General features: G+C 62.2%; 21 protein-coding genes and 2 tRNA genes. 16 read left to right on the forward strand and 7 right to left on the reverse strand.

Translation table 11 applies throughout. The annotated features are described in order from the left end of the window. The first annotated feature begins 53 nt into the window (after positions 1-53). Entirely contained in the window at positions 54-1,166 is a 1,113-nt protein-coding gene (locus tag O0880_RS08805; RefSeq protein ID WP_289886049.1) for an acyltransferase, read from the forward strand. Positions 1,167-1,180: 14 nt separating this feature from the next. Here the strand turns inward: O0880_RS08805 and O0880_RS08810 are convergent, their stop codons facing one another. Beyond that, entirely contained in the window at positions 1,181-1,645 is a 465-nt protein-coding gene (locus O0880_RS08810) for a hypothetical protein (RefSeq protein ID WP_071323078.1), read from the reverse strand. A gap of 160 nt (positions 1,646-1,805) precedes the next feature. On the opposite strand from O0880_RS08810, the gene O0880_RS08815 reads away from it, so the two are divergent. The 12 genes from O0880_RS08815 (at position 1,806) to O0880_RS08870 (ending at position 12,569) form a co-directional block, all read left to right on the forward strand. Continuing rightward, positions 1,806-1,882 (forward strand) — tRNA-Val (locus O0880_RS08815). Between the two features lie 81 nt (positions 1,883-1,963). Further along, positions 1,964-2,040, forward strand: a tRNA-Val gene (locus O0880_RS08820). Between the two features lie 215 nt (positions 2,041-2,255). Further along, positions 2,256-4,163 (forward strand): threonine--tRNA ligase, encoded by a 1,908-nt coding sequence (gene thrS / locus O0880_RS08825; RefSeq protein WP_071326353.1) that lies wholly within the window; start codon positions 2,256-2,258, stop codon positions 4,161-4,163. Positions 4,164-4,214: 51 nt separating this feature from the next. Then, positions 4,215-4,736 (forward strand): translation initiation factor IF-3, encoded by a 522-nt coding sequence (infC, locus tag O0880_RS08830; RefSeq protein ID WP_071650129.1) that lies wholly within the window; start codon positions 4,215-4,217, stop codon positions 4,734-4,736. Positions 4,737-4,963: 227 nt separating this feature from the next. Continuing rightward, positions 4,964-5,161: a 50S ribosomal protein L35 gene (gene rpmI / locus O0880_RS08835; RefSeq protein WP_038493025.1), complete on the forward strand. Its 198-nt coding sequence runs from the start codon at positions 4,964-4,966 to the stop codon at positions 5,159-5,161. Positions 5,162-5,187: 26 nt separating this feature from the next. Continuing rightward, positions 5,188-5,547 (forward strand): 50S ribosomal protein L20, encoded by a 360-nt coding sequence (rplT, locus tag O0880_RS08840; RefSeq protein ID WP_010399214.1) that lies wholly within the window; start codon positions 5,188-5,190, stop codon positions 5,545-5,547. A gap of 147 nt (positions 5,548-5,694) precedes the next feature. Beyond that, entirely contained in the window at positions 5,695-6,711 is a 1,017-nt protein-coding gene (gene pheS, locus O0880_RS08845) for a phenylalanine--tRNA ligase subunit alpha (RefSeq protein ID WP_034751917.1), read from the forward strand. Positions 6,712-6,792: 81 nt separating this feature from the next. Beyond that, complete coding sequence (gene pheT / locus O0880_RS08850; RefSeq protein WP_289886052.1) at positions 6,793-9,219, forward strand: phenylalanine--tRNA ligase subunit beta; 2,427 nt, start codon at positions 6,793-6,795, stop codon at positions 9,217-9,219. Between the two features lie 171 nt (positions 9,220-9,390). Continuing rightward, on the forward strand, positions 9,391-9,738 hold the full coding sequence (locus O0880_RS08855; protein WP_010399205.1) for an integration host factor subunit alpha: 348 nt from the start codon (positions 9,391-9,393) through the stop codon (positions 9,736-9,738). A 10-nt stretch (positions 9,739-9,748) separates the two neighbouring features. After that, positions 9,749-10,153 carry a MerR family transcriptional regulator gene (locus O0880_RS08860; protein WP_071323081.1) on the forward strand — a complete coding sequence of 135 codons (405 nt, stop codon included), beginning with the start codon at positions 9,749-9,751 and terminating at the stop codon, positions 10,151-10,153. Positions 10,154-10,369: 216 nt separating this feature from the next. Then, on the forward strand, positions 10,370-11,002 hold the full coding sequence (locus O0880_RS08865; RefSeq protein ID WP_034783185.1) for a response regulator transcription factor: 633 nt from the start codon (positions 10,370-10,372) through the stop codon (positions 11,000-11,002). 151 nt (positions 11,003-11,153) lie between these two features. Then, positions 11,154-12,569, forward strand: a complete 1,416-nt coding sequence (locus O0880_RS08870; protein ID WP_071323082.1) for a CHASE3 domain-containing protein — start codon at positions 11,154-11,156, stop codon at positions 12,567-12,569. 71 nt (positions 12,570-12,640) lie between these two features. Here the strand turns inward: O0880_RS08870 and O0880_RS08875 are convergent, their stop codons facing one another. Then, positions 12,641-13,450, reverse strand: a complete 810-nt coding sequence (locus O0880_RS08875; protein ID WP_071323083.1) for a Crp/Fnr family transcriptional regulator — start codon at positions 13,448-13,450, stop codon at positions 12,641-12,643. A gap of 228 nt (positions 13,451-13,678) precedes the next feature. After that, positions 13,679-15,733, reverse strand: coding sequence for a methyl-accepting chemotaxis protein (locus O0880_RS08880; protein ID WP_289886053.1), 2,055 nt, complete (start codon positions 15,731-15,733; stop codon positions 13,679-13,681). Between the two features lie 186 nt (positions 15,734-15,919). Between O0880_RS08880 and O0880_RS08885 the strand changes: the two genes are divergently transcribed. Beyond that, the gene (locus tag O0880_RS08885; RefSeq protein ID WP_071326354.1) at positions 15,920-17,608 is read left to right on the forward strand and encodes a peptide chain release factor 3; all 1,689 of its coding nucleotides are present in this window, start codon (positions 15,920-15,922) and stop codon (positions 17,606-17,608) included. A gap of 216 nt (positions 17,609-17,824) precedes the next feature. On the opposite strand, the gene O0880_RS08890 is transcribed toward O0880_RS08885, so the two are convergent. After that, positions 17,825-19,717 carry an EAL domain-containing protein gene (locus tag O0880_RS08890; RefSeq protein WP_289886055.1) on the reverse strand — a complete coding sequence of 631 codons (1,893 nt, stop codon included), beginning with the start codon at positions 19,715-19,717 and terminating at the stop codon, positions 17,825-17,827. A gap of 612 nt (positions 19,718-20,329) precedes the next feature. Between O0880_RS08890 and rnk the strand changes: the two genes are divergently transcribed. Then, the gene (rnk, locus tag O0880_RS08895; RefSeq protein ID WP_198043895.1) at positions 20,330-20,737 is read left to right on the forward strand and encodes a nucleoside diphosphate kinase regulator; all 408 of its coding nucleotides are present in this window, start codon (positions 20,330-20,332) and stop codon (positions 20,735-20,737) included. Positions 20,738-20,813: 76 nt separating this feature from the next. Here rnk and O0880_RS08900 read toward each other — a convergent pair whose 3' ends face one another. From O0880_RS08900 to O0880_RS08910, 3 genes are all read right to left on the reverse strand, one after another. Next, positions 20,814-21,842: a transporter gene (locus O0880_RS08900; protein WP_198043896.1), complete on the reverse strand. Its 1,029-nt coding sequence runs from the start codon at positions 21,840-21,842 to the stop codon at positions 20,814-20,816. A 116-nt stretch (positions 21,843-21,958) separates the two neighbouring features. Next, positions 21,959-22,657, reverse strand: coding sequence for a YXWGXW repeat-containing protein (locus O0880_RS08905; RefSeq protein ID WP_232251198.1), 699 nt, complete (start codon positions 22,655-22,657; stop codon positions 21,959-21,961). 187 nt (positions 22,658-22,844) lie between these two features. Next, positions 22,845-23,081: a hypothetical protein gene (locus O0880_RS08910; protein ID WP_071323087.1), complete on the reverse strand. Its 237-nt coding sequence runs from the start codon at positions 23,079-23,081 to the stop codon at positions 22,845-22,847. Positions 23,082-23,415: 334 nt separating this feature from the next. Between O0880_RS08910 and O0880_RS08915 the strand changes: the two genes are divergently transcribed. Next, positions 23,416-25,737, forward strand: coding sequence for a hypothetical protein (locus O0880_RS08915; protein ID WP_289886059.1), 2,322 nt, complete (start codon positions 23,416-23,418; stop codon positions 25,735-25,737). The last annotated feature ends 2 nt before the right edge of the window (positions 25,738-25,739 follow it).

The raw sequence follows: 25,739 nt of genomic DNA on the forward strand, positions 1-25,739 counted from the left end.
AGCGTGCGGCGTGGCATGATCGGCGCCACCGTTGTTTTCCCTTGCTGATATTCATGTCGACTTCCCTGCATTCCTCCCGCCTGGCCGGCCTCGACACCTTGCGCGCGCTGGCCATCGTGCTGGTCTTCATGAACCATTATTTGCTGTTCGTCAGCGATGGCGGCGCGTTTGGTTTCTGGGGAGAAATCGGCTGGACGGGCGTGGACCTGTTCTTTGCCCTCAGCGGCTTTCTGATCGGTAACCAGATCTTTGCCGCCCTGCGCAGCGCGCATGGTTTTTCCTTGCCGCACTTTTATGCGCGGCGCTTCCTGCGCACCTTGCCCAGCTTCTATGCCGTGCTGGCACTGTATTATTTGTGGCCCGCGTTCCGCGGCGACAGCGCGCTGCTGCCGCTGTGGAAATTTCTCACCTTTACGCAAAACATCAACCTGACGCCGGGCACGGCGTTTTCGCATGCGTGGTCCTTGTGCGTGGAAGAGCAGTTCTATGTCTTGCTGCCGGCCGTGGCCCTGGTTGTCGCCACCTGCCGCCGGTCCTTGCTGTGGGCGTGGTTGGCCGTGGCCGCCAGTTTGATTGCCGGCATGCTGGTGCGCGCGTATTTATGGGATGAGTATGTGCAAGTGCCGCGCGGCGGCCTCGGTTATTACAAGTATATCTACTATGCCTCGTGGTGCCGTTTCGACGAGCTGGTGGCGGGCGTGGCGCTGGCGCTGCTGAAGAACCACCATCCTGCCGCCTGGTCGCGCCTCATTTCCTATGGCAACCGCACTCTGCTGGCGGGGATGGCCGCTACGGCGCTGATGTTTTATGTGTTTCTCACCGATCACTATGGCTATTGGGTGACGGTGTTCGGCTATCCGGCCCTGGCGGCCAGTTTCACCTTGCTGCTGATCGCCGCCTTGAGCCCGGGCAGCGTGCTGTACAAGGTGCGCGTGCCGGGCGCGGCCAGCCTGGCCTTGTGGTCGTATGCGATTTATTTGCTGCACAAGCAGCTGTGCATCCTGCTGCGGCCCCTGTTGCAGGATATGGGCTACGGGCCGGACGGCGTGCCGGCCATGCTGGCGATGATTGCTTTCAGCATCGCCTCGGGCTGGCTCCTGTATCTATTGGTGGAAACGCCGTTCATGCGCTTGCGGGCGCGCTATGTTCCCGCCAATCACGCCTGACTGCAAATCGCTCGCTACATGTCGATCACGTCGAGTCCCCGTGGCGTGCCGACCAGCAATTCCAGGATGGCGTGCACGCGCAGATTCGTTTCCTCGTGCTGCGTGTCCTGGATCAGCTTGCGCAAGCCGGGCACGGCTTCCGTGATGTGCGCGCTGGCGTAGGCCTGGATCAACAGCAGGACCAGGTCCGTGGCGCCCGCGCCGGGCTGGCGCCGCAGCCGCTCGTGGATCACGCCCAGCAGCGCGCGCTGCATGCGCGGCGTGGGATTCGTGATGTAGGCGAACACGCTCGGCGTGTTGGCGATGGCCGCGCACAGGCGCCGTTCCATGTCGTCGGGCTTCACGTCGGAAGCGATATCGAAGTACGCGGCATTCCAGCGCGTGCGCGCATACGGGTGGCCCGGCGGGAAGGAGTCGGCCGTTTCGAAACCGCAGATGCGGCTCAGGGTTTTCAGCCAGGCTAATAGGGTGGAGTTCATGCCGCGATTTTAGCGGCATTCCATGCGCGCCGGGCCGTATGCTTTTGCTTGCCTATATAAAGGGGGCTGACGCCCGGGAGGCGAATGAAAAACAGATTAAAGTTTCCTGTAAAACAGCCCTTGTCATTCTGGGAAAGCCTCTCTATAATGCTGGTCTTCGGGGCGGTTAGTTCAGCTGGTTAGAATACTTGGTCGACATCCAAGGGGTCGGGGATTCGAATTCCTCACCGCCCACCAGAATTTGGCAGTAGATGGTTTTTTAAGCTGGCGCAAGCCGCAAGCGGTCATTTGAAATAAAATGATCAACAAAAGTTTTACGGGCGGTTAGTTCAGCTGGTTAGAATACTTGGTCGACATCCAAGGGGTCGGGGATTCGAATTCCTCACCGCCCACCAGAATGCAGTTAGAGAGAAAGGTAAAACCGGTTATGACACCGCGAACTACTACCAAGCTTTGGGAGTGACGCTAGTCGAACGGGTTTCCTTTGTCTCAAGAAAGTGAAAAACGCGGCTAGTCCGCGTTTTTTTGCGTCTGCGTTTTCCTTTCAGTTTTTCAGTCCACACCATTCATTGCAGTTTTACCTGGCGCCAGCGCCGATATGGAGATCAATATGCTTACAATCCGACTTCCCGATGGTTCCGCCCGTCAATTCGACGGCCCGGTCACCGTGGCCCAGGTTGCGGCCAATATTGGTACCGGCCTGGCCAAGGCTGCCCTGGCCGGCAAGGTCGACGGCAAGCTGGTCGACACTTCCTATCTGATCGAGCAGGACGCGGAACTGGCGATCGTCACGGACAAGGATGCCGATGGCCTGGAAGTGATCCGCCACTCGACGGCCCACTTGCTGGCATATGCCGTCAAGGAATTGTTCCCGGACGCGCAAGTGACCATCGGTCCCGTGATCGACAACGGCTTCTATTACGATTTCGCCTACAAGCGCCCGTTCACGCCGGAAGATCTGGTGGCGATCGAAAAGAAAATGGCCGAACTGGCCAAGAAAGACGAGCAAGTCACGCGCAAGGTCGTGGCGCGCGACGAAGCCATCGACTACTTCAAGGGCATCGGCGAAGCGTACAAGGCTGAACTGATCGGCTCGATTCCAGCCGACCAGGAAGTGTCGCTGTATTCCGAAGGCAAGTTCACGGACTTGTGCCGCGGCCCCCACGTGCCATCGACGGGCAAGCTGAAAGTGTTCAAGCTGATGAAGCTGGCCGGCGCCTACTGGCGCGGCGACTCGAAAAACGAGATGCTGCAGCGTATCTATGGCACGGCCTGGGCCAAGAAGGAAGACCAGGAACTGTATTTGCACAACCTGGAAGAGGCGGAAAAGCGCGACCACCGCAAGCTGGGCAAGCAGCTCGATTTCTTCCATTTCCAGGAGGAAGCGCCGGGCCTGATCTTCTGGCACCCGAAAGGCTGGTCGATCTGGCAACAGGTTGAGCAATACATGCGCAATGTCTACCAGGTTAACGGCTATCAGGAAGTCAAGGCGCCGCAAATCCTCGACCGCGGCCTGTGGGAAAAGACCGGCCACTGGGATAACTACCGTGAAAACATGTTCATCACGGAATCGGAAAACCGCGCCTACGCGCTGAAGCCGATGAATTGCCCTGGCCATATTCAGATTTTCAACAATGGCATGCGCAGCTACCGCGACCTGCCTTTGCGCTACGGCGAATTCGGCCAATGCCACCGCAACGAGCCGTCGGGCGCCTTGCACGGCATGATGCGCGTGCGCGGCTTTACGCAGGATGATGGCCACATCTTCTGCCTGGAAGAGCAGATTGCCGGCGAAGTGACGGCTTTCCACCAGCAGGCGATGGATGTGTACACGGCGTTCGGCTTCACGAATATCGACGTGAAACTGGCCTTGCGTCCCGATAACCGCATCGGCACGGAAGAGTCGTGGGATTTCGCCGAGGAATCCTTGCGTTCGGCCCTGCGCGCCTGCGGCGTGGAATGGACGGAGTTGCCGGGCGAGGGCGCCTTCTATGGTCCGAAGATCGAATACCATCTGAAGGATAGCCTGGGCCGCGCATGGCAGGTAGGTACCGTGCAGATCGACCCGTCGATGCCGGGCCGCCTCGGTGCCGAATACGTGGCCGTGGACAACACGCGCCAGGTGCCGATCATGCTGCACCGCGCGATCGTCGGTTCGCTGGAACGTTTCATCGGCATCCTGATCGAACACTATGCGGGCGCGATGCCGTTGTGGTTGTCGCCGGTACAAGTGTCGGTGTTGAATATTTCCGACGCTCAAGCTGATTATGTACAAGAAGTAACAACAAAACTGCGCAAAGCGGGGCTGCGCGTACAGGCTGATTTGCGTAACGAGAAGATTACCTATAAAATACGTGAACATTCCGTACAAAAATTGCCTTACATCTTAGTAATTGGCGACAAAGAGCGGGATGCCAATACAGTGGCCGTGCGGGCGCGGGGCAATGTCGATCTGGGCGTCATGTCCGTCGATGCCCTGATAGAGCGACTCAAACATGAAGTCGACACCAAGGCCTGACGAGGAAACTCGCTGCACGACCGTCTTACAAGATTTTTAAAGGAAATTACAATAGCTACTGACAAGTCACATCGCATCAATGGCGAAATCACTGCCCCTGAAATGCGTTTAAGCGGGGTCGATAACGAGCCACTCGGTATCGTAAGTTTGGCTGAAGCCTTCCGCCTGGCGGAAGAGGCAAACGTCGACCTGGTGGAAATTGCGCCTACCGCGCAGCCACCGGTCTGCCGTTTGATGGACTACGGCAAATTTAAGTATTCGGAGCAAAAGAAAGCTCACGAAGCCAAATTGAAGCAAAAGATCATCCTCGTGAAGGAAGTCAAATTCCGTCCGGGGACTGATGATGGTGACTACAATATCAAGTTGCGTAATCTCATCAAGTTCCTCGAGGATGGCGATAAAACCAAAATCACGCTGCGTTTCCGCGGCCGTGAGATGGCGCATCAGGATATTGGCTTCCGCATGCTGGAACGTCTGAAAGCGGATCTGGAGCCGTACGGCCAGGTCGAGCAGTTCCCGAAGATGGAAGGCCGCCAAATGATCATGGTTCTTTCGCCTAAGAAGAAGAAGTAAGCTACAATAGCGTTTTACTGTGGATCGACGTGGTTTGTGCCAGCATAGGCGCGACATCAGATTCCAGGCAGAATTTGCGCGGCCCGGCCAGTCATGTCCGGGCCGCGTGAACTGTAGCGGACTCGCATCCGCTGCACAACATGTGAAAGCAGGCATCTAAGCGCAGCGTCGTGCTGCCACCTGCAATCCTGTTATAAATGGAGCTGTCCGTAAGAGGACAGATTGCTATGCCTAAAATGAAGACCAAAAGCTCCGCGAAAAAACGTTTTCGCGTGCGTCCAGGTGGAACAGTCAAGTCGGGTCACGCGTTCAAACGCCACATCCTGACCAAGAAAACCACCAAAAACAAACGTCAGTTGCGCGGTACCCGTAACATCAACGCATCGGATGTCACATCCGTCATGCGCATGATGCCGACTGCTTAATCTCACACTCAATTTAAGGAGTTACTATGCCTAGAGTAAAACGTGGGGTTACAGCTCGTGCCCGTCATAAGAAGATTCTTGTTCAAGCTAAAGGCTACCGTGGTCGCCGCAGCCGTGTATACCGTGTTGCCAAGCAAGCAGTTATGCGCGCTGGCCAATACGCTTACCGCGATCGCCGCAACAAGAAACGCGTTTTCCGCCGCCTGTGGATCGCCCGTATCAACGCCGCTTCCCGTGAGCATGGCGTAACGTACAGCGTATTCATGAACGGCTTGAAAAAAGCAAATATCGAACTGGACCGTAAAGTCCTGGCCGATATGGCTGTGATGGACAAGCCAGCATTCGCTGCGATTGTCAACGCAGTTAAAGCAAAAATCGCTGCGTAAGCATCGGTCATTGCACAACGTCATCCGTAGGGTGACGTAATAAAGAGCGGGGCAGGGGTTTTAACACCTTATGCCCCGTTTCCGTTTTTGATTGTTGGGCTTTAGATCGCTGAGTCCAGAATTGATGTCCAAAACAGGAAATGCCGCATGAACTCCCTAGAAGAACTCGTCGTCTCGGCCCAGGCTGACTTTATCGCCGCCGCAGACGCTGCCGCACTTGAAAACGCCAAAGCCCGCTACCTGGGCAAGACTGGCCAGATTACTGAAATGATGAAGGGCCTGGGCAAGCTGGACCCGGACGCGCGCAAGGCGCAAGGCGCTCTGATCAATGCCGTCAAAGTGCAGATCGAAGACGCGCTGACGGCGCGCCGTGACGCGCTGGCCGATGCCCAGATGCAAGGCCGTCTGAACGCCGAAGCGATCGACGTGACCCTGCCAGGCCGTGGCCGCATGCCCGGCGGCATCCATCCCGTGATGCGCACGTGGGAGCGCGTCGAGGAAATCTTCCGCTCGATCGGTTTCGACGTGGCCGACGGCCCCGAAATCGAGAACGACTGGACCAACTTCACGGCGCTGAACAGCCCGGAAAATCATCCAGCCCGTTCCATGCAAGACACGTTCTACATCGACGGCAACGATACCGACGGCAAGCCGCTGCTGCTGCGCACGCACACGAGCCCGATGCAGGTGCGCTATGCGCGCACGCATACGCCGCCGATCAAGGTCATCGCGCCGGGCCGCACCTACCGCGTCGACAGCGACGCCACCCATTCGCCGATGTTCCACCAGGTCGAAGGCCTGTGGATCGCCGAAGACATCAGCTTTGCCGACCTGAAGGGTGTGTACCTGAACTTCGTCAAGGCCTTTTTCGAGACGGACGACCTGCAGGTGCGCTTCCGCCCGTCGTACTTCCCGTTTACGGAACCGTCGGCCGAGATCGATATCGCCTTCGGCTCGGGCCCGCTGAAAGGCCGCTGGCTGGAAGTGTCGGGCGCCGGCCAGGTGCACCCGACCGTGGTGAAAAACTTCGGCCTCGATCCCGAGAAATTCATCGGTTTTGCTTTCGGCTCCGGTCTGGAACGCTTGACGATGCTGCGCTACGGCATCAACGACCTGCGTCTGTTTTACGAGGGCGATTTGCGCTTCCTCAAGCAGTTTAACTAAGGCGTTTCATTATTCCATGTCACTCGATGCGCTGGAGCGTGCCCTTGCATGCTCGCGTATTGAACATTTGAAAGCTTGATTATGCAATTTTCCGAAAACTGGCTCCGTACCATGGTCGATCCGAAGATGACTTCGGACGAACTGGCCCATCTGCTGACCATGTCCGGTCTCGAAGTCGAGGACGTCGATCCGGTCGCACCCCCGTTCTCGAACGTGGTGGTGGGCCTGGTCCTGGAGATGGAGAAACATCCGAACGCGGACCGCCTGAATGTGTGCCAGGTCGATGTCGGCACCGGCACCATGCTCAACATCGTTTGCGGCGCGCCGAACGTGCGTCCTGGCTTGAAAGTCGTGTGCGCGATGGCTGGCGCCGTGCTGCCGCCTGGCGCCGATGGCAAGCCGTTTGAAATCAAGGTGGGCCAGCTGCGCGGCGTCGAGTCGCAAGGCATGCTGTGCTCCGCGCGCGAATTGAAATTGTCGGAAGAAAACGCCGGCCTGATGGAATTGCCGGATGACGCGCCGATCGGCCAGAACTTCCGCGATTACTTTGCGCTCAATGACTTGAAATTCACCATCAAGTTGACGCCGAACAAGGCGGACTGCCTGTCCGTGCTGGGCGTGGCGCGCGAAGTGTCGGCCCTCACGGGCGTGGCCCTGAACGCGCCGCAATTCCGCACCGTACCCGTCAGCAGTGATGAAATCCTGCCGGTGAAAGTCAGCGCGCCGGACCTGTGCGGTCGTTTCACGGGCCGCGTCATCCGCGGCCTGAACGCCCGTGCGGCCACGCCGGACTGGATGAAGCAGCGCCTCGAGCGCAGCGGCCAGCGTCCGCTGTCGGCCCTGGTCGACATTTCCAACTATGTCATGCTGGAACTGGGTCGTCCCAGCCACGTGTTTGACCTGGCGAAGATCCACGGCAGCCTCGACGTACGTTGGGGCAAGGCCGGCGAATCCGTCAAGCTGTTGAACGGCAATACGGTCGCCGTCGACGAGTGGATCGGCGTCATTGCGGATGACCAGGAAATCGAATCGCTGGCCGGCATCATGGGTGGCGACGCCAGCTCCGTGTCGGACGAGACGGACAGCATCTACCTGGAAGCGGCATTCTGGTGGCCGAACGCGATTCAAGGCCGCGCACGCCGTTTGAATTTCTCGACCGATGCGGCGCACCGCTTCGAGCGCGGCGTCGATTTCGCCACCACCGTCGAGCACATCGAACGCATCACGGCGCTGATCGTGGAAATCTGCGGCACGCCGGCCACCACCGTCGGCCCCGTCGACGACCACGTGGTGAACCTGCCGCAGCGCCAACCCGTGTCGATGCGTACGGCGCGCGCGCAAAAAGTCATCGGCGTGCCGCTCAACGATGAGCTGATCGCCGATATCTTCACGCGCCTGGCCCTGCCATTCACCCTGGCCGACGGCGTGTTTTCCGTGACCTCGCCCAGCTACCGTTTCGACATCGAGATCGAGGAAGACCTGATCGAGGAAGTGGCGCGCGTGTACGGTTTCGAAAACATCCCGACCCTGCCGCCCGTGGCCGCGAACGTGATGCAGATTGCACCAGAAAATACCCGCTCCCTGTTTGCGGTGCGTCATGAGCTGGCCGACCTGGGCTTCCAGGAAGTGGTTAATATGAGCTTTGTCGATACGGCATGGGAACGCGATTTCTCGGGCAATACGAACCCGATCAAATTGCAGAACCCGATCGCCAGCCAGATGAGCGTGATGCGCTCCTCGCTGATCGGCAGCCTGATCGCCAATGTGCGCTATAACCTGAACCGCAAGACGAACCGCGTGCGCATCTTCGAAGTGGGCGCCATCTACCAGCGCGACGACAGCGTGGAAAACGGTCCCCTGTCGGTGGCCGGCTATGCGCAGCCGAAGCGCGTGGCCGCCATGGCGTATGGCGCCGTGGCCGACGAGCAGTGGGGCCAGCCATCGCGCACCGTCGACTTCTTCGACGTGAAGGCGGACCTGGAAGCGCTGTTCGCGCCGCTGGTCTTGCGTTTCACCAAGGCCGAGCATCCGGCCCTGCATCCGGGCCGTTCGGCCAACGTGGAACTCGATGGCAAGGTCATCGGTTTCATCGGCGAATTGCACCCGCGCTGGATGCAAAAATACGACTTGCCGCTGGCGCCCGTGCTGTTCGAAGTCGATGCGGATGCGCTGACGCAGCGCGTCGTGCCCGTGTACCAGGAAATCTCGAAATTCCCTGGCGCCAGCCGCGATCTGGCCGTGGTCGTCAAGCAATCGGTGGGCGCGCAGGATCTGCTCGACAGCTTCCAGGCCGCCGCCAAGGCAAGCCCGGCAGCACGTATCGTGCAAGCCATTGTTTTATTTGATGAATATCGTGGAAAAGGTCTGGAAGCGGATGAAAAAAGCCTTGCTTTCCGGATTAGCTTGCAAGATACTCAAAACACCCTGCAAGACGATGTCGTCGATGGCCTGATGGCTGTCCTGATCGACGCCGCCAAGCAGGGCCACGACGCGAAACTGCGTTCGTAATTGCCGGGCCGGCCGTCGCTTTTGCGTGACGGCCGGCCCGCCGTCAACCGTTAACGCGTCCGCCATGTGGCGGGCTCGGGCGCACAGAAAAGGCAGGGCAGGAAAATTAATAATAGCGACGTTGATTCCGCCGTACTGCAGTCCGCACTGGCCGCCGATCTGCATCGGGCCATGCTGGTTGCCAAAGTGCGCCAGGAAGCGGAAAAAGATTTACCCACCTTGACCAAGGCGGAACTGGCCGAACTGTTGTTCGAACAGGTGGGCCTGAACAAGCGCGAAGCGAAGGACATGGTCGAGACCTTCTTCGACGAGATCCGCAATGCGCTCGAGCGCGGTGAAGCCGTCAAGCTGTCCGGTTTCGGCAATTTCCAGTTGCGCGACAAGCCGCAACGGCCGGGCCGCAACCCGAAGACGGGCGAAGAGATCCCCATCACGGCACGCCGTGTCGTGACCTTTCATGCGAGCCAGAAGCTGAAGAGCATGGTCGAAGAGACCAGTCCGCTGGCCCGTGCTGCCTGAGTGAGTGGCGATGAACGAGCGCATCAGTAAAACCGAGTTGATCGCCTTGCCGCCCATCCCGGCCAAGCGCTACTTCACGATCGGCGAGGTGAGCGAGCTGTGCGGCGTCAAGCCCCACGTGCTGCGTTACTGGGAGCAAGAGTTTTCCCAGCTCAAGCCCGTGAAGCGGCGCGGCAACCGCCGCTATTACCAGCACCATGAAGTGCTGCTGATACGGCGCATCCGCGAACTGCTGTACGAGCAGGGCTTTACCATCAGCGGTGCGCGTAACAAGCTCGACAGCCGTGGCGCGGCGCATGCCGTCATCGACGATCTGCCGCTGCTGCCGGACGGCCCCTTGCTGCCGCAGGAAGCGCCGCTCGATCGCGTATGGATACGCAATGAATTAATTGCGATTTTAAACTTGCTAAAATAAGATTTGTACCAATATAGGTCGGGTTGTCCGATACCGACTGACTATACTGAATTGGCGCCACGCCTCGGCGTATTGTTTTCGCGCACGGCCGGTATCGTACGGTGCGCCGCATTTTGAATATAATGTTAATGTTGCGTTTTTGTTAGTAACGCTGAACCGGAGCAGCGTTCAGGTTCCGGTAGTCTTTCCCAGACCAGGAAAATTTAAGGGGAAACAATGATACGCGTTGCCATTTGTGATGATCACCAAATAGTACGAGCTGGATTCAAACAGATTTTTTCGTCGTCGAGCGATTTCAGTGTGGTGGCGGAAGCCGGTACGGGGCGCGAAGCGCTCGATATCGCCCGCCGCGAAATATGCGATGTATTGCTGCTCGACATAGCCATGCCCGATCAGAGCGGCATCGATACCTTGCGCACGATCCGCCAGGGCCAGCCGGAATTGCCCGTGCTGATCCTCAGCGGCTATCCTGCGCAGCAGTACGCGCTGAACCTGTTCAAGATGGGCGCGAACGGCTATCTGAACAAGGAATGCGAAGCCGACGAGCTGATGACGGCCGTGCGCACCGTGTTCCAGGGCCGCCGCTACGTCAGTTCCACCGTGGGCGAACTGCTGGCGCAGTCCTTCGACCGCGACACGAATGCCGCCCTGCATACGGAATTGTCGGACCGCGAGTTCCAGGTCTTCCTGCGCCTGGCGCGCGGCGCCACCGTGTCCGACATCGGCGTGGCCTTGTCGCTGAGCATCAAGACCGTGAGTACTTACCGTACGCGCATCATGGAAAAAATGGGCTTGCAATCCAACAGCGACTTGACCTATTACGCAATGAAAAACAATTTGCTTGACTAGCGCTGCGGTGCGATCATGGAAATATGATCGCTCAGCCAGCTAGCCAGGCACGACTTGATGTTGTGCAGTGCAGCAGTTTGTGGCGAGGACTATAATTGGCCGGCGCCGGCGCTCTCTCCCGCGCCGAACCTTGCTAAGGATGCACACCAGGATGTATTTCACCGCTGAACCGGCCCCGAATCACCGCCTGCCCCTGTACAAGACGATCCTGTGCGTGACTTGCGCCTTGCTGCTTGTACTCAATGGTTTCAGTCTCTTTCATAACCTGCAGTCGCTGAAGGGCACGAATGCCTTGCTCAGCCAGAGCGCCCGCGTGGCCGACCGCCTGCAGTATCTGAACGTGCTCGTGCTCGATGCGGAAAGCAGCTTGCGCGGCTATTTCATTTCCGGCTCGGAAACCTACCTGGGCCCGTCGAAGACGGCGTCCACGGAAATCGAAAACGAATTCAACGAGCTGCAGACCTTGCTGGCCGGCAGTCCCACGCAGCTGAAGAATCTGGCCCAGCTGAAAAGCTTGATCCGGCGCAAAATGTCGATGTTGCAACAGTCGATCGACGTCTACAAGCAGGGCGGGCTGGCCGAGATCGTCAATATTTCGCGCGTAACCGATGACCGCGCCACCATGGACGAGATCCGCCTGCAGGTGGTGATCATGACGCGCGAACAGAATGAAGCGCTGTCGTCCGGCAGCGCCGCCTTTTACCACGAGTACCAGAAAGCCGTCCTGCTGGGCATCGGCATCAATGCGCTGGCCATCCTCGTGCTGATCATGTTTTACCAGCTGGTGCGGCGCAGCTTCCAGAACCGCGCCGCCGTCGAGTATGCGCTGCAAAACGCCAACGACACCTTGGAATCGACGGTCAGCAAACGTACCGAACAGTTATCCGTGCTGTCGCGTCATTTGATCAGCGTCAATGAAGTGGAAAAGGCGCGCCTGGCGCGCGAGTTGCACGACGAGCTGGGCGCCAACCTGACGTCGATCAGCATGGACCTGGGCGCCGTCACGCAGCAGCTGGCGCACGCGCAGCCGGAACTGGCCGCGCAATTGCGCCGCGCCAAGGCGACCCTGCTGGAAACGGTGGAGCTCAAGCGCCGCATCGTCGAAGACTTGCGCCCCAGCCTGCTCGACAACCTGGGCCTATGCGCCGCCATCGAAAGCTATTGCGAGGATTTTGCGCGCATGAGCTCGGTGCGCTGCGACACGGACGTGGCCATCAATATCGATAACCGCGAAGCGACGCTGACCATCGCGCTGTTCCGCATCGTGCAGGAATCGCTGACGAATATCCTGAAGTACGCGCGCGCCGGCATGGTCAGCGTGACCCTGAAGCGCAATGAGCACGGCCTGGTGCTGCGCGTCATCGACGACGGCATCGGCATCACGGAAGATGCGCTGCAAAAACCCATGTCGCACGGCTTGCTGGGCATGCGCGAACGGGCCTTGCTGCTGGGCGGCACCCTGACCGTGCGCCAGGGCCCGGAAGGCAAGGGCACGTGCGTGGAAGCCGTGATCCCGCTGCCGCTGACGCCGGAGCCGGAAGACATCGACGCGGATGCCGAGGCGTAAAGTTTCTTGGTGCAAAAAAAATGGCCGGGCAAATCGCCCGGCCATTTTTTTGCCTGTCTTGTTGATTCAGATCAGCAGCGCGACACGTCGCGCAGCAGGCGGTCGTATTCCGTCTTGGCTACCTTGTAGCATTCGCCCGCATAGCATTCGAGGCCGGCGCGGTCCAGTACCGTGATATTGCCGCGGCGATAGTGGATCAAGCCTTCTTCCTGCAGCTTGCCGGCGGCGGCCGTGATGCTTTCGCGGCGCACGCCGAGCATGATGGAAATGAGTTCCTGCGTCACTTTCAATTCGTTCGATGGCGAACGGTCCAGACGGTCCAGCAGCCAGCGGCACAGTTTTTGCTCGATCGAGCTGTGGCGGCCGCCGACGGCGTTTTGCGCCATTTGCGCAAACAGGGCATTCGTATAGCGCATCAGCAACTGGGGCAGGGCGCCGCCCTGGTTGAAGGCATCGCGCAAGCTTTGCGTTTTCAGGCGGTAGCCGTAGCCGGCGCTCTGCACGACAGCCGTGCACATGGCGCGTTCGCCTGCCAGCAGCGAGGCACCGGCCACGCCTTCATGGCCGACGACGGCGATTTCCGTGGTGGCGCCATCTTCCATCACATACAGCAGCGAAATGATGGCCGTGGTGGGGAAGTAGCTGTATTCGAGGTTGTTGCCGTAGGCATACAGTTCCTTGCCGAATGGCAGTTCCACCAGTTCCAGGTCTTCGAACAGCGATTCGAGCGCCGCGCGCGGCAAGGCGCCCAGCAATTCATTTTGTTGAGCACTACTGAGGCTAACCCGCGACGCAAGCTTGATTTCCCGGCCGGCCGCCGGCATGGCGCGCGGCAGCAACTGGTTCTTCTGGACCGGGGTGCTAAGTTGAGTATGGTTCATAGTATTCCTCACAGGCTTTTTACATCGGAGTGCGACTGCCGCGTTGCTGGCTGAAACAAGCCGCCGTTCCATTCGGTAACAGCGTTTTTTTCAGCCGCGCGGTGCAGATCGCGATGTAGCTACTTTAAAAGCTTATGTAAGTGGCGAACATAAGATTAGCAGTCGCCACTTTGTAGTCTCTTTTGAGGCGAAATTGTAGTCCTAGTCCTACAGGCACACTTTTGACTGTCAAGCCTTGCGCCGTTGTGTGCGATTTTGTGATATTACGCGCGGTTTATTCGCGCTCCACAGGCCGGCCGGACGCACGCTGGGCAAGCCTTCGCGGCTGGCCGGCGCCGCTGCCGGGCGCGCGCTGGCGGCGTCGCTTTCATGCAGGCGGAAGCGGCTGACGGCCTGCGTCAGCGCCTCGCCCTCCTGGTGCAGGCGCTGAGAGCCGGCGCGCGCCTCGTCGACCAGGCCCGCGTTCTGGCGCGTCATGTCGTCGATCTGCGCCAGGGCGCCATTGATCTGCGTGATCTCGGCATTCTGCTCGGCGCCGGCGCTGCTGATGCGCCCGATCACCACGGCCACCTGCTGCACGGCGTCCACCACCTGGCGCATGGTGCTGCCGGCCGCGTTGACCAGTTCGCCGCCGGCGTCCACGGTGGCGACGGAATCGCCGATCAGGCGCTTGATTTCCAGCGCCGCCGCCGCCGAGCGCTGCGCCAGGCTGCGCACTTCGGATGCCACCACGGCGAAGCCGCGTCCCTGTTCGCCGGCGCGCGCCGCTTCCACGGCCGCGTTCAGGGCCAGGATGTTGGTCTGGAAGGCGATGCCGTTGATGACGCCGATGATGTCGACGATCTTGTGCGAGCTGGCCTTGATCGAGGCCATGGTCTCGACGACGGCGCTGACGGTCTCGCCGCCGCGCAGGGCCACCTCGGCCGCGGACGCCACCAGCGTGCGTCCCTGTCCTACGTGGGCTTCGTTGCGGCCCACGGTGGCCGTCAGCTCGCGCATCGAGCCCACGGTGGCCCCCAGCGCTTCCGATTGCGTGGCCGTGTGGCCGGACAGGGCGGCGTTGCCCTGCGCGATGTCGGCGCCGGCCGCCGCGATGACGGCCGCGCCGCCGCGGATTTCCTGCACCAGGGTGGCCAGGCCATGCGTCATGGCGCCGAAGTCGCGCACCAGGTCGCCGATCTCGTCGTGCGCCTGCGAGGTGATGCGCTGCGACAGGTCGCCCGCCGCCGCCGCTTTCACGGCCACGCGCAGTTGCGTGACGTCGCGCGCGAAGGCGGCGTAGAAGCCGGCGCACAGGTAGGCGGCGGCCAGCAGCACCAGCAGCATGGCGGCCAGGATCAGCGCGCGGCGCGCCTGGTCGCGCGCGATGCGCTCGGCCAGCAGATGGTCGAGCGCGCCGGCGGAGGCGCCAGAGAGCGCGTGCAGGGCGTCGATGGCCTGCATGCCGGCCGCGTGGAATTGCGCGCCCGAGGTCTGGTCGTAGGAATTCGTCACTTCATTCTTCGTGCGCTCAAGGAAGGCCAGTGCGGCCGGCAGCGCCTTCAGGGCCGGCTGCAGGCTGGCATCCAGTGCCGGCTTGGCGGCGATGATTTCCGCGTAGCGGGCAGGCAGGCGTTCCAGTTCGTGGCGCGCGATCAGGGCGTTGGCGTTGACGAGCTGGTCTTCATTCGCTTCGAACAGGCCCGTGTCGATGTAGGCGGCGCCGCGCCCGGCGATGTCGGCCAGGCCCTCGGCCAGGTCGGGCAGCGTGGCCGTAAATACGGCGCTCAGATGATTGGCACCTGCGTCCGGGTCCAGGCTCAGGTGCGAACGGTCGGCCACCAGCTGGCTCAATTTGCCCGCCTGGCGCAGCAGCGCCGTGTGCGCCGCGTAGCTGTCGCGCGCCGTGATGGCGGCCTGGCGGCCCAGCAGGGCTTGCCATTGTTTGACCAGCTCGGCCGCCTGCGGCAGGCCGGCGCCGGCCGGCATGCGGCCCAGGCCTGCCAGCGCTGCCGTGATGCGCGGGTTCAGGGCCGTATTGTCCATGCCCGCCTTGCCGCTCAGGCGCAGGTGCTCGAGGCCGCGCCGCTGCTGCAGCAAACGCGTGCCTTCCTGCAGCTGGCGCACATATGTCACGCCCCGCTGCGCATCCTGCGCCTGCGCCAGCGACTTGCCCAGTTCCGAGATCAGCAGGGTGGTCGCCAGCGCCAGCGGCAGCAAGAAAACGAGGCAGACGAGCATGAATTTGGGCAGCAGGCGCAAGCGCTGCATGAGACGGATGGCGGGGGTGAGGAGCATTTTCATCGGGTTTCCAGGGTAGGGTGACAACATTTCTGCAGTGCAATGTTGCCTGCCAATTGTGACCCCTTGATGAAGCGGGCCCCGGCATGTCCATTTTTGCCGCGCCCGGGAGTGGAACAGTTCACACGGAGTGCCCAACCTTCTGTAAAATCGAGGGTTTTTTGCGAGGGCCATATTATGGTCACCAATATGGCCAACGAGAACGACATCACTACCCCCGATTCCACCGACAGCGCGGACAGCGCGACCGATTCCGCCAGCAGCGCCGTCAGCAGCAAGGCGCCGGCCGTGATCGCGCGCGAAGTCAAGCGCCGCCGCACCTTCGGCATTATTTCCCACCCGGATGCGGGTAAGACCACCTTGACGGAAAAACTGCTGCTGTTCTCGGGCGCGATCCAGATGGCCGGTACCGTCAAGGCGCGCAAATCGGGCCGCCACGCGACGTCGGACTGGATGGAGATCGAGAAGCAGCGCGGCATTTCCGTCGCTTCCTCGGTGATGCAGTTCGAATTCCGCGACCACGTCGTCAACCTGCTCGACACCCCGGGTCACCAGGACTTCTCGGAAGATACCTACCGCGTGCTGACGGCCGTCGATTCGGCGCTGATGGTGATCGATGCGGCCAAGGGCGTGGAAGCGCAGACGATCAAGCTGCTGGCCGTCTGCCGCATGCGCAATACGCCTATCGTCACGTTCATGAACAAGATGGACCGCGAGACGCGCGATCCGCTGGAACTGCTCGACGAGCTCGAATCGGTGCTGAAGATCCAGTGCGCGCCCGTCACCTGGCCTATCGGCATGGGCAAGAACTTCCGCGGCGTGTACCACCTGCTGAACGACGAAATCATGCTGTTCAAGGCCGGCGAGGAAAAAGCCGACGGCGCCTTCGAAATCATCAAGGGCATCGACAACCCGCGCCTGCAGGAGATGTTCCCGCTCGAGATGGACCAGCTGCGCATGGAGGTGGAGCTGGTGCACGGCGCCTCGCATCCGTTCAACCTGGACGAATTCCTCTCCGGCGTGCAGACGCCCGTGTTCTTCGGCTCGGCCATCAACAACTTCGGCGTGCGCGAGATCCTCTCCGCGCTGGTCGACTGGGCGCCGGCGCCGCGCGAGCGCGACGCCACCGTGCGTTCCGTCGATCCGACCGAACAGCCATTCACGGGCTTCGTCTTCAAGATCCAGGCGAATATGGACCCGGCCCACCGCGACCGCATCGCCTTTTTGCGCGTGTGCTCGGGACGTTTCGAGCGCGGCATGAAGGTCAAGCATTTGCGCCTTGGGCGTGAAATCAAGGTGTCGAACGTGGTGACGTTCATGGCATCGTCGCGCGAACAGGTGGAAGAGGCGTACGCGGGCGACATCATCGGCTTGCCGAACCATGGCAACATGCAGATCGGCGACAGTTTTTCCGAAGGCGAGATGCTGACGTTTACGGGCATCCCGTACTTCGCGCCGGACTTCTTCCGCTCCGTACGCATCCGTAATCCCCTGAAAATCAAGCAGTTGCACAAGGGCTTGCAGCAGCTGGGCGAAGAGGGCGCGGTGCAGGTCTTCAAGCCGGTGCTGGGCGGCGAACTGGTGCTGGGCGCCGTCGGCGTGCTGCAGTTCGAGGTGGTGGCCAGCCGCCTGCTCAACGAATATGGCGTCGACGCCGTCTTCGAAGGCACCAGCATCAGCAGTGCCCGCTGGGTCAGCTGCGACGACAAGCGCGTGCTGCAGGACTTCGAGAACGCGCTGGGCCACAACGTGGCCTACGATGCGGCCGGCAACATGGCCTACCTGGCCACGTCGGGCGTGAACCTGCGCCTGACGGAAGAGCGCTGGCCGAAGCTGACCTTCCACGCCACGCGCGAACATTCGGCCAAGCTGGCTTGATGTGGCGCTGGCGGTGTCGGATTACGCGCCTAGCGCTAATCCGACCTACGCGCACCCTTGTTCAGACCGGCAGGCGTCGGCTCACGCGCCTTGCGCTAAGCCGGCCTGCCCGTTGATGGCGTAGGTCGGATTAGGCCAACGGCCGTAATCCGACAAGTGGCAGCTCGGATTAGCGCGGCAACGCCGCGCGTCATCCGGCGCCATCGTTGGCGCAATTCAAGCCGGCAGGATCGTCCGCGTGCTCCAGTCGCGCCGCTCCAGCAGCAGGGCCGTCAGCTGCGCCGCCGTCATGGGACGCGCGAAGAAGAAGCCCTGCACATTGTCGCAGCCGGCTTTTCTCAGGAATTCCACTTGCTGCAGGGTTTCCACGCCTTCGGCCACCACTTTCAAATGCAGGCTGTGCGCCATGGCGATGATGGCCGTGACGATGGCTTCGCCTTCGCCGGGCAAATCGTGCACGAAGCTGCGGTCGATCTTCAGCTGGTCGATCGGCAGGCGCTTCAGGTAGGACATCGAGGAATAGCCGGTGCCGAAGTCGTCGACGGACAGGTGGATGCCCGTTTCCTGCAGGCGCCGCATCAGTTCCACGTTGGCGTGGATATTGTCCATCAACACGCCTTCCGTGATTTCCAGCTCCAGCAAGCCGTGCGGCAGCTGCGTTTCATGCAGGATGGCGCGGATATCGTCCATCAGCCCCGGATCGCGCGCCTGGCAGGCCGACAGGTTGACGGCCACGTGTTCCAGCGAGTCGAGCAGGCCCGCCTTGCACCAGGCGGCCGCCTGGCGGCAGGCGCTTTGCAGCACCCAGCGTCCCAGTTCGACGATGATGCCGCTTTCCTCGGCCACGGGAATGAATTCGGCGGGGCTCAGCTGCCCCATCTCGCGGCAGTTCCAGCGTATCAGCGCCTCGACGCCGACGATGCGGCCGCTGCGCAGGTCGATCTGCGGCTGGTAGTGCACATACAGTTCCTCGTTTTGCAGCGCCTTGCGCAGGTTGGCCTCCATGCGCAGGCGGCGTTGGGCGCGCAACTCCATTTCCGACTGGAAGACGGCATAGCGGTTCTTGCCCTGGTGCTTGGCGTGGTACATGGCCGTATCGGCATTGCGCGTCAGGGTCGCCACGTCCTGCGCGTCGAACGGGTACAGGCTCACGCCGATGCTGGCGCTGACGTACAGCTGGTGGCCTTCGAGGGCGAACGGCTCGGCCAGCACGGCGAGGATCTTGCGCGCCACGCTGGCCATTTCCGAGGCGTCGTCGGCCGGTTCGACGATGACGACGAATTCATCGCCGCCGATGCGGCAGATGATGTCGGTGGTGCGCAGGATGGCCACCAGGCGCTCGGACACCAGCTTGAGCAGCTGATCGCCGCAATGGTGGCCCAGGGTGTCGTTGACGACCTTGAAGTTGTCCAGGTCCAGCAGCAGCAAGCCCACGCTGCTGTCCTGGCGGTCGGCGCGCGCCAGCGCGTAGGCCAGCGCATCGTTGAACTCATGCCGGTTCGGCAGCTGCGTGACGGGATCGACGTGGGCCAGGTAGTGCAGATGGTTTTCCGCATGCTGGGCGGCGATGCGCGTGCGCCGCACCATCAGCACCGTCAGGCCGAACGCGCACAGGCTCACCAGCAGGGTGAAGGCGGCAAAGTGCGCCAGGCTACGGTATTGCTGTGCCAGGCTGGCGCGCAGGAACAGGGCGCCGCCGCCAGGCAGCGGCTTGAGCAGGCTGGCGTTGCCGGCCAGCAGGTCGACGTGTAGACCGGCAACGGGGGCGGCTGGCGCGGCATCGGCGTTGCTGCGCGCGTAGCGGGCAAACGGCGCGCCGTAGGGCGTGTAGAGCAGGGCTTGCTGGATATGGGGGGCCGCCGCGAGGGGGGCGAGAACTTGTTCTGCGGCAAGACGATTGTCCTGGCGCAAGGCCACGGTGGCGGCGGGCGCCAGCATGTCGGCCTGGATGTGCAGGCCGCGCTGCAATGCCGCCTGCAGGGAAAACCATTGGAACAAAATCAGCAGCAGGCTGGCGCCGGCCAGCATGGCCGCCGCGGCCAGCAGGTTCAGCCTGGCTATCCGGTCGCCGCGCAACTGCGCCGACGGCAGCATCAATGGCGCCATCATGACGCCGTTTCCTGCCGGCCCCGCCTGCCGCCGCCCCGTGTGAACCTGCCTCGCCCTGCCATACTTTACGTTCCAGTCTGATGAAAACCGAAGTGAGCCGGAACTCTCAACGTGTTGTTAAGGCCGACATATTGTCATTTTGTAGCGTGAAAGTACAGGGTATGCGGCAATTTTGTGCGCCTGCCGCAGGTGGGCGGCGGCAGGCAATGCGATAGCGAAGCGGTAAGGGCAGGCAGGCGCAAGACAAAAATCGGAGCATGTCTTTCTAATAATAATCGAATCTGAATTTTAATCCTTTTTTTGCGCGCCGGGTTTTTCCTCGCAAAGACATGCCAAGCGTAAACAAAATGCCATCAGGAATAACTTCTCGGCACCCGGGAAAATCGGGCAGTCCACGCGGCGGTTTACTTTCAGTATAAATATTACCTTGCAAGTCATTGATTCTAATAAATTTTAATGGGGAATGCGCGAACGCTATGGCCTTGCTCCGCGAGTTCGTCCATAATCCGCTGATGATGGACGTTCTGATGCTGTTTGTTTTGTCTCGCGCGGCCAAGTACGGCGCCGCCAGCAAAACCGGACGTCGCCCTAATGATAATCAGTGAGGATATCTTGGAAAAAAAACCAAAAATTATTTTGTCATCACAAGACCTGGAACGACTGGAAGCGTTGTTGTATGCCTTGGGAAATAACCTGTCGCCGGACAAGGCCGCCTTGCTGGAAGAGCTGGGCCGCGCCGAGGTGCTCGAGCCGCAGGAAATTCCGCCCACCGTCGTGACGATGAACTCCACCGTGCGTTTCACGGTGGAGAACAAGGATGAGTTCTGCCTGACGCTCGTGTATCCGAAGGATGTGGAAGGCCAGGCCGACCGCATTTCCGTGCTGGCGCCCGTCGGCAGCGCGCTGCTGGGCCTGTCCGTCGGCGACAGCATCGCCTGGCCCATGCCCGGTGGCGTGGTGAAGGTGAAGATCGAAGAAATCGTTTATCAGCCTGAACGGGCCGGCGAATACCACCGCTAAGTACCGCAAGCTCCATGGCGGACGGCGCCTGCCGTTCGCCCGCATGGCCGTGTATCCGATACCGTGTTTCCGATAATTAGGTATTGCGTTGCACGCGCACCACCACCCATCCGGCCACGACTGTAAATGTGACGATGATGGCGACGATGATCCAGAAGCCCTGCGGATGCTGGGCCAGCGGAATTCCCCCCACATTCATGCCCAGCATGCCGGCAATGATGTTGATCGGCAACGCCAGCACGGTGACGATGGTCAGCACGAACAGGCTGCGGCCGTTTTCCTCGTTGACCCGGGCGGCAATCTCTTCCTGCAACAGCTTGATGCGTTCCTGCAGCGAGGACATATCGCTGAGCACGACGGAAAATTCCTCCGTCGACTGGCGCAATTCCAGGCTGTCCAGTTCCGACACCCATGCGGGCGGGCGTTGCAGCAGGCGGAACAGGGCAGCCGGCTCCGGCGCCAGCAGGCGCTGCAGCCGCACCAGCACGCGGCGCATGGAACCGAGGTCTTCGCGTTTGGGCACCAGGCGCCCGGCCAGCAGATGGTCCTCGATATCGTCGACCCGCGCCACGGCGTCGCGCACGATGTTGACCAGCACGTCGGCCTGGTCGCGCAGCAAATGGATCAGCAGTTCGACCGACGAGCGGATCGGCTCGCGGTTCTTGAGGACGGCCTGGCGCAGGCGCTCGATCGACTGCAGCGGCGCGCGGCGCGCCGTGATGACGAGGTCCTGCGCCACGCTGGCCCACATGGTGGCGATGTCGGACGCCTCGAACGAGAAATTGTGCACCACATCGTTGACGACGGCGATCAGGGTGTTTTCCGCCTGCTCGATGCGCGTCGAACGGGAACCCTGATGCAGGGTTTCATAGAATTCGTCGGCCAGCCGGGTGTGCGTCAGCAGCCATTTTTCGCTGGCCGCATGCGACAGATTGAAGTGCAGCCAGACGAATTCCTGCGCCGGGCGCGCCGCGCCATCGGCCAGCCAGGCCAGCGCGGCCCTTGAGTCGAGCGCCAGCGGCTGCGTTTCGCGACCAAACAGGAAGCCCCAGACCAGGCCCGAGGTGTCCGAACCATATGTAAAGCCGGCAGTTTCCATCGCCATCGTGAATCTTTCTCGCGCAGTGTGATTGATCGTCGCGCGATTCTAATACGCGGATGTGTCTGGGGCATGACAAGGCCACCGCGATGGGTGGCCTTGTGGGGGACTGCGGCCGCGTGTTAACTGCGGCGCGGGTTGTCGGGGCGGTGATCGTCGCGGTTCGGCACGCCGTCACCGTCGCGGTCATGGCGGTTGCCATTGTCGCGGTCATAGCGGTTGGGGATGCCGTCGCGGTCGCGGTCGCCGTTCGGGCCGCGTGGCGACCAGCGGCCCTGCTCCATCTGCCAGCGGCCGTCGCGCTGGTTCCAGGCGGGCGGCGCATACACATAGCCGGGACGTTCGGCGATCCATACGCCCGGCGTCCAGGCGTAGCGCTGGGCGCGCCATTCCCAGTGGCCGGGCGCCCAGACGTAGCCGCGGCGCGCGCGCGGGATGGCTTCGCGGCGCGGTGGCGGCGGGGCGTTGCGGATTTCGTCATAGCGCACGGGCTGTACCTGCGCCGCGACCCAGCCGCCGCGGTCCAGGCGCCAGCGGTTGTTTTCCTGTATCCAGGCGGCGCGGCGGTACTGATTGCCGCCCCGTTCGCGCAGCCATTCGCCATTCGTCCAGACGTGGCGCTGGCCGTCCCAGTTCCAGTAGCCCGGCGCCCAGACATAGCCGCTGCGCGCGGGCGGCACGCTTTCGAACCGTGGCGGGGGCGGGGCGTTGCCGATGACAATGCTGACGCCGACCTGGCTTTGCGCCATGGCTTGCGCAGGCAGGAAAGCCGCGGTGCTGATGGCGAGCATGGCTGCTGCGTAGAGTGTGATGGGTTTCATTTCCGTCTCCATTTCGGTAATTGCGTGAAATGGACTATAGCGACTTGCTGGCGGCGGATTCGCCTTTGATTCAACTTATTACAATTGACACAATGCTGTGTGTCCGTGTATCCGTGGCGGATACAAATGGCGGCCTGGCGCGGGTGGGAAAAGGGGCGCCAGGCGGCGTGGGGTCGGCATGCGGCGCTCAGATGGTGCTGGCGCTGGCGTTGGCCAGCATGGCCTGGCGCTCTTCGATCAGCGAGATCTTTTTCTCGTGTTCCGTCATGCGCTTGGCGCTGACCACCACCACGGGGATGGCGCCCGCTTGGGCCACGTCGGCCATGTTGGCGGCCGATGGCTGCATGAAGCTGACATAGCTGGCGCCGCAAGCGATGGCGACGGCGACGGTGAAGATGGCTTCCATGTTTTTCAGGGTTTTCATGATATGTCCTTTCGGGTGGCGGGTGGGTATGCATGCACTGTAGCCAGGCGCGCGTCCGGCCGCCATGCGGATGCGACCGGACGCGTTTTTGGCGGGATGGCCTGCAAAAAAACGGCGCTGAAACGCCTGCGCATGGGGCCGGCAGCGGCACCGCTTGAATTGAGGGCTAAATAGCCCTGTATCCGGGCATATGAATGCAATTGCCGCATGGCATTATTTAAGACTGGACGGTGTTACGCACATGCCGCGCGCGGCGCGTGCCTGGCATGCCGTCCTGCTAGAATCGGCACAGCAGCCCGGTTGCGCACACGATCATTTTCATCAGGAGTCACACATGTTCCAATTGTTTGGTTTTGGCGGCGCCCGCTGTCCCCGTTGCGAGCACCGGAACGGCGCCGCCGCAGGCTACTGCGCGCAATGCGGCCTGTCGCTGGGCGCGCCCGACAGCGACGCGGTGCTGCACGCCAACCAATGGCGCCTGGCCGACGAGCAACTGGCCCTGTTTTTCGGCGTGCGCGAACTGTCCTCGCTGTTCGGCGGCGCGGCGCGCCGCCTGCAGGTGCCGGCCGGGACGCGCGCCTGGATCGTGCAAACGGACGCTTTCACCTTGATACCCGCCGGCGACTACGACAGCGCCGCCTTTTTTGCGCGCCTGCCCGCGCTGCTGCCGGCGCGCCCGGCCGAAGTGCTGATCGCGCGCGCCGACGCGCTGGCGCTGGCATTCGACCTGCCCGACCTGGCCAGCACGGAAATGCTGTCCATCGCCGCCAGCCTGCGCATCGACATTGCGCTGGGCCAGCCCGATGCGTTCGCGCGCCAGTTCATGCGCGCGCCGGGCGCCGTCACGCGCGCCCACCTGCACGCCTTGCTGCTGCCCTCCGTGCGCCAGATCGCGCTGGAATTCATCGGCAGCCGCGCCTTGCGCGAGATGGACGCCAACGCCGACTTGCGCCCGGAACTGAACGAACGCCTGCAATCGGCCCTGACGCAGCGCCTGGCGCCGAGCGGCCTGGCCGTGGCGCGCGTGGAAACGCTGGCGCTGCGCCACGACAAGCGCGAGGGCGAGGGGGCTGCCTGCATCGGCACCCTGTGGCTGGGCGGCTTGCCGGCGCCGGAGCTGGAGCAGCACAGCATGGAGCGCATGAAACAGCTCGACCAGCTGTATGACGAGGAAGAGTGGCAGCGCATCCGCCGCGAAGAGATGGCGGCGCGCCATGCGCAGCGCCGCGCCGAGCTGCAGCAGGATGCGACGGTGGGGAAGGCCGAGCTGGGCCACCAGGAAGCGGAACGCCTGCAGGCGCTGCGCGGGCGCCAGATCGACCTGTATGGCCGCATCCTGGAAGCGAAATCGCGGCGCCAGGCGCTCGACCATGGCGCCGCGCTGGCGCTGGGCGAGCTGGAACAGGAACTGGCGCAGAAGGGTGCGCAGCGGGCCGACGAAGCCGCCAACTGGGAGCACGTGCGCGCGCTGGCGGCCATCAGGATGCGCGGCGAGCTGGAATTGTCGCAGCTGAACGGGCGCGAGCAGATCCAGCTGGCGCAGCAGCGTTTCACGCACCAGGTGCACCTGCAGGCGATCGCGCAGCAGATCGAAAGCGCGCTGCTGATCGACGACGAGGCGGGCCGCCGCACGCAGCTGGCGCGCCTGCGCCAGGCCGAGATGGAGGCGGCGCAGCGCGAGGCGCAGCTGGAGGCGGAGCAACACAAGGCCGCCTGGCAGGGCCTGATGCTGGCCAATGCGGCGCGCAAGCGCGAGGCGGAGCGGGTACAGGAATGGGAAGAGCAGATGCAGCTGGCGCGCCAGCGCGAATTGCTGCGCGCCGAGGCGCACAAGGATGAAGCGGCGCAGGTGCAGGCGGCGGAGATCGCGGAAAAGGTCGCCGCCCTGCGCCGTGGCGGCGCGCGCGAGGACGCCATCGCGCAGCAGGAAAAGCTGCTGCGCACCATCGAGGCCGATGGCGTGCACGCGCGCCAGCTGCAGCAGCAGGCGCACCTGGCGCAGCTCGACGCGCTGGCCATCGAGGAACAGCGCCAGCAACTGCGCCAGCTGGAGCAGGAAGCGCAATGGCAGCGCGACTTGCTGGCCATGGCGCAGCAGCGCGACAGCGATTACGCGCGCTGGAAGGGCGAGTACGAATCCCTGCTGGCGCAGCAGGCGCATGCGGCCGAACTGGCGCGCATCGACATCGACCGCATTGAAAAGATCGGCAGCCTGAGCGACACGGGCAAGGTGGCCATGGCGGACGGCCCGAATGCGGCCGCGCTGGCGCAGGTGCTGCGGGTGCAGCTGCAGGCGGGCATGAGCGCCGAGCAGATCCACGCGCTGGCGGCGCTGGCCGCCGCCGAGAACAGCATTTCCCCCGCCGATGCGCTGCGCATGGCGCAGGACAGCGCGGCGCAGGAGCGCAGCTACCTGGAAGGCCAGGCCGAGCGCGAACGGCGCCAGCAGCTCGACCTGATCAACCTGCAGAATGCGGCGCACGCGCATGGCTTGACGGCGCAGGCGCAGCTGGGCGTGGCCGTGGCGCAGGCCCTGCAGCCAGGTGTCGGGCCGGGCGCCACTGCGCCGTTGCGCTGCAAGAACGGCCATGCGCAGCGCGCCGGCCACCCGGAAGACAAATTCTGCGCCGCCTGCGGCGTCGCCCTGCAGCCTTGATG

This window comes from Janthinobacterium sp. SUN118 (genome assembly GCF_030397695.1).
Taxonomy (GTDB): Bacteria; Pseudomonadota; Gammaproteobacteria; order Burkholderiales; family Burkholderiaceae_D; genus Janthinobacterium.